The organism is Parvibium lacunae (assembly GCF_003335215.1).
Lineage (GTDB): Bacteria > Pseudomonadota > Gammaproteobacteria > Burkholderiales > Burkholderiaceae_D > Parvibium > Parvibium lacunae.
Genome location: NZ_QPGB01000001.1, coordinates 63,862 through 76,086, shown reverse-complemented (window position 1 = coordinate 76,086; position 12,225 = coordinate 63,862). Strand labels below are relative to the sequence as shown.

Sequence of the window (12,225 nt, the reverse complement as noted above, 5' to 3'; positions counted from 1 at the left end):
TTAGATGCCACTCAATGACAATATTTTTTTAAGACCATTCTCCAAGATTGTTGGCAAACTACCTAAATTTACAAATACAGCCAACAATTGCTCTATCTTGCTATGATTGGGTTGAGCTTGTTTAATTTCATAACTGAGATCATAGATAGCTTGTTGCAAGACCAATGCATTCTTCTTGTTAACAGTATCTGACTCTTGAATATGAACTTTTAACTTTTCAAGTATTTCTTTGAGATCATCTAGATTTATTGATTGTTTTTGATTGTTATTAATTTGAGTCCCAATAACTTGATTTGTAATTGTAGAGTTGTAATTATTAATTGATGCCATCATCATCTCCTATAACTTGACTCATTATTTCTGAATCGAAATTATTAATCGAATGATCACCTCCAACATTAACCGAATCTATTGACACAAAAATATCGCCTCTTGTTGCTTTTTTCATAGCAGCTTTAATTGCAATATGCGCCTCTCGGATTTGGTTTTCATTGTATGAATAGATAATAGAGCGGCTACCTGAAGCGGTCTCAAGAATTAATCCGAATATAGTAGGTGGATTATCTTTTCTGTGCTTCCAGGCACGCCAAGCATCTAGATAGCCATTTTTGTCAGTCTCCCACTGTGTAGTTAACTTGATTAATTTTTTACGAGAGAAGAAAAAGTAGGTCAGTGCTGAGCTTAAAATGAAGAAAAGAATGACGCCATCAGGCAGCTTGAAGTATGTCAATCCGAATCCCATAGCGAAAACAAGTACCAGTAATGCCTGCCAGTTTATTTGCAGCTTAGGTTGAGTTTGATTAAACGTTGGCTCAGGATCTTTGCTATGAATTAGTTTTTTTGTGATTGCTATAGCGGCTAAATTTTTAATTTGCCAAACCACATCACGAAGCTCAATAACATGCTCGCTAATACGAAATTGAGATTTGGTTTTAGGTGCATAGTGAGTACGATCAATCATGGCTTTGGTTACCGCGTAAAGTCCATCACTCGTCTATAAAACTCATGAAAATGCTGCATCCCATCTTCCATCGGTGACTGATACGGGCCGACTTCATTTTGCCCACGATCAAACAAGGCTTTGCGGCCTTTGTCCATGCGCTCGGCGATTTCATCGTCCTCTACACAGGTTTCCATGTAGGCGGCTTGCTGGGCAGCAATGAAGTCGCGTTCAAACAGGACGATTTCTTCGGGGTAATAAAACTCGACGATATTTTTGGTTTTTTGCGGGCCATCGGGTAAGAGCGTGGAAATCACGAGCGTCCACGGATACCACTCGACCATGATATTGGGGTAGTAAGTCAACCAAACCGCGCCATATTTAGGCAATTGGCCTCGACCAAATTGTTTGACCTGATCATGCCAGCGCTGATACACCGGCGACCCGGCTTGCTCCAGGAAATTATGAATGCCCACGGTTTGCACCGAGTACCATTCACTAAACTGCCAGTCCAGCTCGCCGCACTCTACAAACTTACCCAAGCCGGGGTGGAAGGGCACCACATGGTAGTCCTCCAGATACACCTCGATGAAGGTTTTCCAGTTGTAATTGCATTCATGGACTTTAACGCTATCCAGCATGTAGCCGCTGAAATCAAAATCTTGCGCCACGCCCATGTTGGCCAGGTCAGCGCGCACATCCCGCGGGCCTTCAAATAGCAGGCCGTTCCAGTTTTGCAATGGGGTTTTGCCAAGATTGAGGCAAGGGTTATCGTCAAAATGGGGGGCGCCGAGTAATTGGCCCCCGAGATCATACGTCCAGCGATGTAGGGGGCAGACGATGTTATTGGTCTGGCCTTTGCCATTGAGCATAATTGCTTGGCGGTGGCGGCAGACATTGGATAACAGCTCAATGCCCGATTGGTTACGCACTAAAACGCGGCCTTCGGCTTCACCCGCCAAGGTGTGATAACTGCCCACTTCTGGCACCATCAAGGCATGGCCCACGTAGGCGGGGCCTTGTTCGAATAAGAGCGTCTTCTCCCGGGCTAGCAGTGCTTCATCAAAGTACACATCAACAGGTAATTGCGATGTGGCACGCTGCAACTGCTGTCGCACTTGCTGAACATTTCCGAGATTCGACATAATGGTGCTCCGTCCCTACCTTTCAGTGACAAAAAAAGCCAGCAAACCCGATTTGCTAGCGACTTATGATGGAATTTTACCCTGAAATTGCAGATTACACCCAGGTTGAGAGATGAGATGGCGCATCAGGCCGGGAATCGTCGAGCAGTTAGCCCAGCAGAGTAGGCATTTATCGTAAAATCGGGTTTTTATGTCAGCAAGGATGCGCTCATGGGCAAACCCCATACGCCAGCAGGCCAACCGTCGCCAGCAAGTTTTGAGGCTGCGATGCAGGAACTCGAAGAAATTACCCAGCGCATGGAATCAGGGAGTCTCAGTTTGGATGCCTCCTTGGCAGCCTACAAACGCGGGGCCTATTTGCTGCAATATTGTCAACAGGCACTGACGGTAGTCGAGCAAGAAATACAAGTATTGCAAGAGAGTACGCTGCAAACGTGGCGGCCTGAGGCGCAGGCACCAACAGAGGAATGACCATGGCTTTGTCGTTACAGGAATGGATGCAAAGCCAGGCGCAACATGTCGAAAGCATGCTCTTGCGGCATTTGCCTGCGCGGACCCCGAGCACCAACGCGGCGCCCCAGGCGAGTTTGGATACCTTACACACGGCCATGCATTATGCCGTGCTCGATGGTGGCAAGCGGATTCGGCCCTTGCTGGTCTACGCGGTAGCCCCCCTTTCAGCGACCGCGCCGCTACAGGCCTTTGATCATGCCGCGGTCGCAGTTGAGCTGATTCATGCTTACTCGCTAGTGCATGATGATTTGCCATGCATGGACAATGACATCTTACGCCGCGGTAAACCCACGGTTCATGTCCGGTTTGGCGAGGCCTTAGCATTACTGGCGGGCGATGCCTTGCAAACCCTCGCCTTTGATGTGCTGAGTCAGACACCGCTGCCCCCGGCGCAGGTTGTCACGCTGCTGCAAACCTTGGCCCAGGCCAGTGGTGCAGCCGGCATGTGTGGCGGACAAGCGATCGACCTCGGCAGTGTTGGCAGCCAACTAGAGCGGGCTACCCTGGAATCGATGCATTGCCTGAAAACCGGCGCTTTATTGCGTGCCAGTGTGCGTTTAGGCGCTATTTGTGCAGACCTTAACGCCGCCCAGCAAACAAGTCTTGATGTTTATGCGAGCGCCTTAGGGCTGGCCTTTCAAGTGGTGGATGACATTCTTGATGTTGAAGCCGATACCGCAACGTTAGGCAAAACAGCCGGTAAAGACGCGGCGCAAGAGAAGCCCACCTATGTGTCTTTACTCGGCTTAAGCGCCGCCAAAACACTGGCTAGCGCGCTGCGTGAAGAAGGGCGCACCGCACTGCAAACATTGGCACAAGACTTGCCAAATACTGAAAGGCTGGCACAATTACTCGATTATGTTGTCCAGCGCACGCACTGACCGCCCAAAAATTTATGTTCGACTTACTCAATACAATCAATAATCCAAGCCAACTCCGCGCCCTCGAACGCAAGCAACTGCCGCAGTTGGCCAGTGAATTGCGGGCTTATGTGCTGGACTCGGTGTCGCAAACAGGCGGTCATCTTTCCTCCAATTTGGGCACAGTTGAACTCACGGTAGCGCTGCATTACGTCTTTAACACCCCGGATGATCGAATTGTCTGGGATGTGGGCCACCAAACCTATCCGCACAAAATCCTGACAGGTCGGCGCGAAGCCATGGCTACTTTACGTCAACAAGGTGGCATTTCAGGCTTTCCTAAGCGCAGCGAATCGCCCTACGATGCCTTCGGCACCGCGCATTCCTCAACCTCGATCTCTGCCGCACTGGGGATGGCGGTGGCCTCGCGCAACCAGAATATCCAGCGCCAACATATCGCCGTCATTGGCGATGGCGCCATGACAGCGGGCATGGCCTTTGAAGCCATGAATAATGCTGGTGTCACGCCGAATGTGAACCTGCTAGTCGTTTTGAATGATAACGATATGTCGATTTCGCCCCCTGTCGGCGCGCTCAATCGCTATTTGGCACGCCTGATGTCAGGCAAATTTTATGCGGCGGCCAAGCGCGGGGTCGAAACTCTACTGAGCGTTGCCCCTCCGTTATTGGAAGTGGCGCGCCGCTTTGAAGAGCATGCCAAAGGCATGGTGGTACCCGCGACCTTATTTGAAGAGTTTGGTTTCAACTACATTGGCCCGATTGATGGCCATGATCTCGATTCCCTGATCCCGACCTTGGAAAACCTGAAACAATTGGGCGGGGTACAGTTTCTGCATGTCGTGACCAAAAAAGGACAAGGCTACAAGCTGGCCGAAGCAGACCCCGTGGCCTACCACGGCCCGGGTAAATTTAACCCAGCCGAAGGCTTAAAAAAGGCGGCCAGCACTAAACAGACTTACACCCAGGTGTTCGGCCAATGGCTCTGTGATCAAGCCGCGGCGGATGACAAGCTGGTTGGGATTACCCCCGCCATGCGCGAAGGCTCAGGGCTGGTTGAGTTTGAAAAACAATTTCCGCAGCGTTACTTTGATGTAGGCATCGCCGAACAACATGCGGTGACATTTGCCGCTGGCCTAGCCTGCGAAGGCATGAAACCCGTGGTGGCCATCTATTCCACCTTTTTGCAACGGGCCTACGACCAGCTAATTCATGATGTGGCATTGCAAAATCTGGACGTGACCTTTGCGCTGGATCGTGCCGGCTTGGTCGGGGCCGATGGGGCCACTCATGCCGGCAACTACGACATTGCGTTCTTGCGCTGCATTCCCAATATGGTGGTTGCTACCCCCAGCGATGAGAATGAATGCCGCTTGTTGCTCTCAACGTGCTACCAACATGCTGGCCCCAGCGCGGTACGTTACCCCCGTGGTAGCGGTCTTGGGCAAGCCATCTCCGCGCAATTGGAGACTGTTGCACTCGGTAAAGGGATTGTCCGGCGGCAAGGCAAGACCATTGCCTTTGCCGTGTTTGGCACCCTCCTGCCTGCAGTATTAGCGGCGGCTGAGACCCTCAATGCGACCGTCGTCGATATGCGTTTCGCAAAACCAATTGATGAAAGCCTACTTCAAACATTAGCGATGAGCCACGCCGCGATCGTTACCGTCGAAGATGGTTGCATCATGGGTGGGGCAGGCAGCGCTTGTGCAGAAGCCCTACAAAAAATAGGGGCACCGTCTATCCCCCTCTTGCATTTGGGCATTCCAGACCAATTTATTGACCATGGTGAACAAGGTGCGCTTTACCGCGAGCTAGGCCTGGATGCCGCAGGTATCACCCGGCAAGTTACCACCACTTTCGCCAATTTATTTGAACCCCCCACGCAATCGGCTGCAGCCGCTGCAGAGTCGGCCCACACAGGCGACACAAGCCGCCGTGTCGCTTAATTTCTTGTGCTGGAAAATAATAGGTACCCCATGATGAATGCGCCTGACCTCACCCGCCAATCACTGACTACCAATATGCCTGATGTCCAGGGGTTTGCCGATGAACGGCATCTCGCGATTCAGCGCGTCGGCGTCAAAGGCGTGCGCCACCCGCTGCAAATTCGAACCGCCAATGGCCAAGTGCAGCCGACTGTCGCCATTTGGAACCTCTACGTGCATTTGCCTGACACCCAAAAAGGCACCCACATGTCGCGCTTTTTGGCACTGCTCGAAGAACGCAGCGCACCCCTGGATGTCAATGAGTTTGCCGAACTTTTGCAGGTCATGCTAGTGCGTTTGGAAGCGCACAGTGGGCATGTAGAAGCTACCTTTCCTTACTTCATCAAAAAAATCGCCCCAGTCTCCGGCGTGTCCAGCTTGCTAGACTACGAAGTCAGCCTGCTTGGCACCGTCACCCAAGGCAACGTTGAATTGGCGCTGCGTGTACTCGTGCCCGTCACCAGCCTCTGCCCATGCTCCAAGAAAATTTCTGATTACGGTGCGCACAATCAGCGCTCACATGTCACTGTGACTGCACACTTGGCCAATACCAATCTGAGCATTGAAGAACTCGTCCGCCTTGTGGAAGATGAAGCCTCCTGCGAGTTGTTCGGTTTACTGAAGCGCCCCGATGAAAAATGGGTGACTGAGCGTGCTTACGACAATCCTAAATTTGTCGAGGACTTGGTGCGTGACGTCGCTGGTCGCCTCAAGGCAGATTCCCGCATCAGCAAATTTGTGGTGGAAGCGGAGAACTTCGAATCGATTCACAACCACAGTGCGTATGCATTGATTGAAGGTTAATCTGGGCAAATAACACCAAAACTGCTCAGATCATAACAACCTTGCCAGCAACGCCCCCCGATATTGCTCTCCTAAGGGAATTCGCACCTGCGCTGGGCTGCCCGCCGCCACCGTAATGCCCTGACCTTGCAAGTCTTGCATTTGCACCAATGGCACAATCTGGTTGCCACTAGGGTGAATGATTTCAACCTGATCACCGACTTCAAAGTGGTTTTTCACCGCCACCGTGGCCCATCCTTGTTCCAAACCAATTACCTCACCCACATATTGGCTACGTTTCGCTTCGGAATGTCCACGTAAATAATTTTGGTATTCCTCGGCGTGGTGGCGCTGATAGAACCCATCGGTATAACCCCGATTGGCCAAACCTTCTAAATCCGCCAGCAGTGTCGGGTTGAAAGGACGGCCCGCGAGTGCATCATCTATCGCGGCGCGGTAAGTTTGCGCAGTACGCGCCACGTAGTACAGCGATTTGGTACGACCTTCAATTTTGAGCGAATCAATCCCCATTTTGACCAAACGCTCCACATGCTCCAAGGCCCGTAGGTCTCTGGAGTTCATGATGTAGGTGCCATGCTCGTCTTCCATAATCGGCATCAGCTCACCTGGGCGGGTCGCTTCTTCGATCAAATACACTTGATCGGCTGCGGGATGGCGCGCACTCCCGCCGCATGCGGCAAATGCTTGCGCTTGCTCGGTATCTTCTTTGGAAAAATCAAAATCTTGGAGCGGCTGAATCAGCTTCACATCACCGCTGTCATCCTCAGTGGCGTTGTGCGTTTGATAGTTCCAGCGGCACGCATTGGTACACGTACCCTGGTTGGCATCGCGCCGATTAAAGTAGCCGGATAGCAAGCAACGTCCTGAATAGGCAATACATAACGCCCCATGCACAAAGACTTCCAGCTCCATCTCGGGGCACTGCTGGCGGATTTCTTCAATTTCATCCAAGCTTAATTCCCGCGAGAGGATAATGCGTTTGACGCCCACGCTTTGCCAAAACTTCACACTGGCATAGTTCATGGTATTGGCTTGCACCGAGAGGTGAACAGGTACTTCAGGCCACTTTTCCCGTACCAGCATAATCAAGCCGGGGTCGGCCATAATCAAACCGTCTGGCTGCATGGCAATAATGGGTTCCATGTCGCGCAAGTAAGTTTTGACCTTGCCGTTATGGGGCAGCAAGTTACTAGTCACGTAGAATTTTTTACCTTGTGCGCGTGCTTCTTGAATACCCTCTTCAATCTGCGGCAAACGGAACTCGTTATTGCGAGCACGCAAGCTATAGCGCGGCTGGCCAGCGTAAACGGCATCCGCCCCAAAGGCATAGGCAGCACGCATTTTTTCAAGGGAGCCAGCGGGAAGAAGGAGTTCAGTTTTTTTGGTAATGAGTGACATCGTTGCAATCCTTAAAACAGACTGCAGTATGTCGCCAACATACCGATAGGGTATTGCGCTAGATCAGTCCCTAATATCGTTTGGTTAAAACCAGCGTATCGCCGGTACGTTGCATCTCCATTCGATTGAGAAAGCTCATTCCCAATAAGGCGACACCACCCAGATTTTCCAGAATCACGGCATCGACTTGATTCAGCTCCAGTGGGCCGATGGCGAGCGAATCTAGCTTAACGTAATAAGCCAAGGTTGGCCCATTTGCCGTCTGCACAGCAGCACGTCGGCCATTGAGGTAATTGATCCCCAAACGCCGCGCTTCCACCAAGCTGATGGCGACAACTGATGCGCCCGTATCAACCATAAACTGAAGACTGCCACCATTGGCTTTCCCCACAGTCATGAAATGGCCGCGCGCATCCGCTTTGAGTGTGACCGTCGTGCGTTGCCCTGCCGCTGCTCCCTTGGCACGATAACTGCCCAGACTCAACCGCTGCACTTGCCCGCCAATTTCCAACCACGCCTCATCACCCTCGGTGCGTAACAAGCGCATGCCTTGCCACAGTGGCTCCCCAACAGCCAGGGTTTTCGGCAGCCCATGGTCAACCGACAACACCACTTTGTTGGGAAAAATCCCCATCACGACCACATCCTGCGACCAAACGATACGCGGCAAGAAAAATAAAATTAGCAGTAAGCAAGCGCCGTAAATGCCTCGGCGCGCAAAGTGAGTAACAACAAAATGCGGGGCAAGTCGAAAAAAGTGCGGCATACTTTTGCAATAGATAACGGGGCCAAAAATTTATGATGCCAGAAATTCAAGTCATTGAAGCGAAATGGCTGTTACCAATCAGCCCTCGTGCCGACAGCGTGTTGACTGACCATAGCTTAGTGATAGAAGCGGGACGGATTCGCGCACTGATGCCGCAGGCACAAGCCCGGGCAGCCTACCCAGATGCGCATTTCATTGTGCGGCCTCACCATGTACTCATGCCGGGTTTGATCAATTTTCATTGTCATGCCGCCATGACATTACTGCGCGGGCTAGGAGATGACTTGCCGTTGCAGCGCTGGCTTGGTGACTGTATCTGGCCGACCGAAGCGGCCTTGGTCAGTGACCCGTTTGTATTCGATGGCAGTGTCTTGGCATGCCATGAAATGCTACTGGGTGGCATTACCTGCTTCAACGACATGTATTTCTTTCCCGAAGCGACGATTAGGGCCGCACAAGCCTACGGTATGCGAATCGTTGCGGGCATCACAGTGATTGATCTGCCCACCCGCTACGCCAAGCAGGCAGACGAGTATCTCGCCCAAGGTTTGGCAATTCATGAGCGCTGGCAAGAGACGGCCACGGTCCACTTCAGCCTGGCCCCGCATGCGCCGTACACCGTCTCTGATGCGGTTTACCAGCGCCTGGGCACCCTGGCAGAAACCTTGGATTTACCCATTCACACCCACCTGCACGAAACCGAAGCTGAATTAACCACCAGTATGCAGCAGTATGGCTGCCGCCCGCTCGAACGATTGGCCCGACTAGGCTTGCTGAGTCCTCGGTTGATTGCCGTGCATGGTGTTCATTTCACCTCAGCCGAACTGGCCCAACTCGCCACAGCGGGCGCGCATCTCGCGCACTGCCCAAGCTCTAACCTGAAACTCGCCAGCGGCTTACCCGCCCTGGCCGCATGGCAAGCCACAGGGATAAATTTTGGATTAGGCACAGACGGCGCTGCCAGCAATAACCGACTCGATTTATGGGCAGAGCTGCGCCTTGCCGCGCTCTTGGCAAAAGGGGTGAGCGGTGACCCGACGGCAGGATCAGCCGCTAGCGTGCTAGAAGCCGCAACCCTTGGCGCTGCACGGGCATTGGGCCTCGATGAGCAAATTGGGAGCTTGGCTGGGGGTAAAGCAGCGGATTGCCTATGCATTGATCTAGGCCAACTCCAGAGCCAACCCTGCTACGACATCCCCAGTCACTTGGTCTATGTGTGCGGGCGCGAACAAGTCAGCGATGTTTGGGTTGCAGGCCAGCACGTTGTCAATCAACAACAAATCACCCTCAACAGCGCCCTCACGGCCCGCCAGCAATGCCTTGCTAGCCTTGAAACATGGCAAATTGCCGTGAAACAAGCACAAGGAGGCAACAGACAATCACTAGGCGACAGTTTTTAACACTTGCTGAACCATTTCAGCGTGTTAGAATCCAAGGGCTTGCGGCATATTTTGCAGTGCAACTCTATAAAAAGAGTGTTGTTTCACGCAACCAAGTGCGGGCTTTTTGCTAATAAGCTAAGCGCTGGGCCGACTGAACTTGCTAACTGATAGGAAGAGAACATGAGTAAATTAGTGAAAGTATTACTGGCAGGCTTGGCAGTTGTTTCGACAGCTTCCTTCGCACAAAACAATGACAACTGGGTTAACCCCAATGGTCTACAGTGGGTCAATGGTGTTGGTGGTCTGTGCTGGCGCGATGCCTTCTGGACTCCCGCTACCGCCGGCAAAGATTGTGATGGCGCGCTGAAACCCGCTGCTGCCGCTCCTGCTGCTGCACGCCCAGCTGCGCCTGCTGCGCCTGCCGCCGCAGCTCCCGCCGCGCCTGCTGCACGCCCAGCTGTAGCTGCCCCACCAGCAGCCACCAAAGAGAAAATCTCTGTTGCCGCTGAAGCTTATTTTGATTTTGACAAAGCAGTGCTCAAGCCAGAAGCCAAAAAGCAACTGGATGACGTTGTTGCTAAATCTAAAGAAGTGAACCTGGAAGTTGTAATTGCCACTGGCCACACTGATTCTGTCGGTAAAGATGAGTACAACAACAAACTCTCTATGCGCCGTGCAGAAGCCGTCAAGGCTTATCTGGTCAGCAAAGGGGTCGATGCAAACCGTGTTTACACAGAAGGCAAAGGCGAAACCAAACCTGCTGCTGACAACAAAACCAGCGAAGGCCGTGCTAAAAACCGCCGCGTTGAAATCGAACTGGTTGGAACACGTGATCGCAAGTAAATCTCGCTCCTGACGATTAAAAGCCCTGCAGCCGCAGGGCTTTTTTATTTTTATCGCTAGGCTAACCTTTACAATCCAAAATCTCGACTCTTTTTCTACTCGCCATGTCTACGACTTCTGCGCCCACCCGCAATGCCGATGAAGCGGAACTACAAAAATTTTCGGCGCTCGCCAGCAAATGGTGGGACCCCACTAGCGAATTCAAACCCCTGCATCTCCTCAATCCCGTTCGGCTTGATTGGATCGACCAGCATGCCAGCCTCACTGGCAAGCGCGTTTTAGATGTAGGCTGTGGTGGCGGGATTTTGAGTGAAAGTATGAGCCAGCGCGGCGCCGACGTATTGGGGATTGATTTAGCTGAAAAGTCATTGCAAGTCGCGCGGCTGCATGCCCTAGAAACTGGCGCAGCAACGCGCTATGAATGCACAGCGGTCGAAGCTCTCGCTGCACAACAAGCGGGGAGCTTTGACGTCGTCACCTGTATGGAAATGCTCGAACATGTGCCCGACCCAGGGGCAATTATTGGTGCGTGCGCAGCGTTGGTGAAGCCGGGGGGCTGGGTCTTTTTTTCAACGCTTAACCGGGGGTTGAAAGCCTATCTCTTCGCCATATTAGGCGCTGAGTATCTGCTACGGATGCTACCGATTGGCACGCACGACTACCGCAAATTTATTCGCCCTGCCGAACTCATTGCCGTAACACGCGCTTGCGGATTAGACACCGCAGAGATTATCGGCATGCACTACCACCCATTGCAGGATCGTTTCACCCTGGGGCCAGACACCAGCGTCAATTACATGGTTGCTTGCCACAAACCCGCTTAATGAAAGAAGCCTCATGTTAGACCCGGCATCTGTTTTGCCTCCAACCTCTATCGCATGGCGCGCGGTTTTGTTTGATCTGGATGGCACCCTCGCCGATACCGCGGGTGACTTGGCCGCCGCCGCTAACGCCATGCGCGAAGCGCGTAATCTCGCCCCACTGTCCTTGGCTGAACTACGGCCCTACGTGTCGCAAGGCGCACGTGGCATGCTGGGGCGCGCGTTACAAATCACGCCCGATAACCCCGCTTACCCCGACTACCAAACCGATTTCTTAAGCCGCTATGCAGCTCGGCTCTGTGTTCATTCACATTTATTTGATGGCATGCCGTGGCTGCTTGATCAACTCGAAGCGCATGGGCTGGCATGGGGTATCGTGACCAATAAACACACCCGCTTCACTAACCCGCTGGTTGAAGCACTACAGCTATTCCCGCGCACACGTTGTGTGGTGAGTGGCGACACCACGGCCCACGCCAAACCCCACCCTGCCCCTTTACTCCATGCCGCCACGCTACTGGAAGTGCCCCCAGCCACCTGCCTGTATGTGGGCGATGACGCCCGCGATATCACAGCGGGGCAAGCTGCCGGCATGAAAACAGCGGCGGCCGCCTATGGCTATTGCGGCGAAAGCGACCCCAGCACTTGGCAAGCTGACTGGCTGATTCATCACCCACACGACCTGCTGACAATCTTGAACCTACCGCAAAAAGGTCGCTAAAGCAGCCGACATCCATTACAATAACAACG

General features: G+C 52.6%; 13 protein-coding genes. 8 read left to right on the top strand and 5 right to left on the bottom strand.

Annotated features, from left to right (window positions below):
• Genes DU000_RS00370 through DU000_RS00360 form a run of 3 tightly spaced genes read right to left on the bottom strand, consistent with a single transcriptional unit; the run spans window position 1 to window position 2,085 of the window.
• A complete protein-coding gene (locus DU000_RS00370; RefSeq protein WP_114401393.1) occupies window positions 1-330 on the bottom strand; it encodes a hypothetical protein in 330 nt (109 codons plus the stop codon).
• Window positions 317-961: a hypothetical protein gene (locus tag DU000_RS00365; protein WP_114401392.1), complete on the bottom strand. Its 645-nt coding sequence runs from the start codon at window positions 959-961 to the stop codon at window positions 317-319. The genes DU000_RS00370 and DU000_RS00365 overlap by 14 nt, the downstream gene beginning before the upstream one ends.
• An 8-nt stretch (window positions 962-969) precedes the next feature.
• Window positions 970-2,085 carry an aromatic ring-hydroxylating oxygenase subunit alpha gene (locus DU000_RS00360; RefSeq protein WP_114401391.1) on the bottom strand — a complete coding sequence of 372 codons (1,116 nt, stop codon included), beginning with the start codon at window positions 2,083-2,085 and terminating at the stop codon, window positions 970-972.
• 210 nt (window positions 2,086-2,295) lie between these two features.
• Here DU000_RS00360 and DU000_RS00355 point away from each other — a divergent pair, with 210 nt between their 5' ends.
• The 4 genes from DU000_RS00355 to folE2 are packed head-to-tail and all read left to right on the top strand — an operon-like array spanning window position 2,296 to window position 6,265.
• Entirely contained in the window at window positions 2,296-2,556 is a 261-nt protein-coding gene (locus DU000_RS00355; protein ID WP_114401390.1) for an exodeoxyribonuclease VII small subunit, read from the top strand.
• Window positions 2,553-3,479 (top strand): polyprenyl synthetase family protein, encoded by a 927-nt coding sequence (locus tag DU000_RS00350; RefSeq protein ID WP_114401389.1) that lies wholly within the window; start codon window positions 2,553-2,555, stop codon window positions 3,477-3,479. The genes DU000_RS00355 and DU000_RS00350 overlap by 4 nt, the downstream gene beginning before the upstream one ends.
• Window positions 3,480-3,493: 14 nt before the next feature.
• Entirely contained in the window at window positions 3,494-5,422 is a 1,929-nt protein-coding gene (gene dxs, locus DU000_RS00345) for a 1-deoxy-D-xylulose-5-phosphate synthase (RefSeq protein ID WP_114401388.1), read from the top strand.
• A 33-nt stretch (window positions 5,423-5,455) separates the two neighbouring features.
• A complete protein-coding gene (gene folE2, locus DU000_RS00340) occupies window positions 5,456-6,265 on the top strand; it encodes a GTP cyclohydrolase FolE2 (RefSeq protein WP_240001783.1) in 810 nt (269 codons plus the stop codon).
• A 30-nt stretch (window positions 6,266-6,295) separates the two neighbouring features.
• Here folE2 and trhP read toward each other — a convergent pair whose 3' ends face one another.
• On the bottom strand, window positions 6,296-7,663 hold the full coding sequence (trhP, locus tag DU000_RS00335) for a prephenate-dependent tRNA uridine(34) hydroxylase TrhP (RefSeq protein WP_192878406.1): 1,368 nt from the start codon (window positions 7,661-7,663) through the stop codon (window positions 6,296-6,298).
• A 70-nt stretch (window positions 7,664-7,733) separates the two neighbouring features.
• The gene (locus DU000_RS00330; RefSeq protein WP_114401387.1) at window positions 7,734-8,429 is read right to left on the bottom strand and encodes a retropepsin-like aspartic protease family protein; all 696 of its coding nucleotides are present in this window, start codon (window positions 8,427-8,429) and stop codon (window positions 7,734-7,736) included.
• A 32-nt stretch (window positions 8,430-8,461) separates the two neighbouring features.
• Here DU000_RS00330 and DU000_RS00325 point away from each other — a divergent pair, with 32 nt between their 5' ends.
• The 4 genes from DU000_RS00325 (at window position 8,462) to gph (ending at window position 12,196) form a co-directional block, all read left to right on the top strand.
• A complete protein-coding gene (locus tag DU000_RS00325) occupies window positions 8,462-9,829 on the top strand; it encodes a TRZ/ATZ family hydrolase (protein ID WP_205073989.1) in 1,368 nt (455 codons plus the stop codon).
• Between the two features lie 162 nt (window positions 9,830-9,991).
• Window positions 9,992-10,654, top strand: coding sequence for an outer membrane protein OmpA (ompA, locus tag DU000_RS00320; RefSeq protein WP_114401386.1), 663 nt, complete (start codon window positions 9,992-9,994; stop codon window positions 10,652-10,654).
• Between the two features lie 104 nt (window positions 10,655-10,758).
• On the top strand, window positions 10,759-11,478 hold the full coding sequence (gene ubiG, locus DU000_RS00315) for a bifunctional 2-polyprenyl-6-hydroxyphenol methylase/3-demethylubiquinol 3-O-methyltransferase UbiG (RefSeq protein ID WP_114401385.1): 720 nt from the start codon (window positions 10,759-10,761) through the stop codon (window positions 11,476-11,478).
• A gap of 13 nt (window positions 11,479-11,491) precedes the next feature.
• A complete protein-coding gene (gene gph / locus DU000_RS00310; protein ID WP_114401384.1) occupies window positions 11,492-12,196 on the top strand; it encodes a phosphoglycolate phosphatase in 705 nt (234 codons plus the stop codon).
• Window positions 12,197-12,225 lie beyond the last annotated feature (29 nt).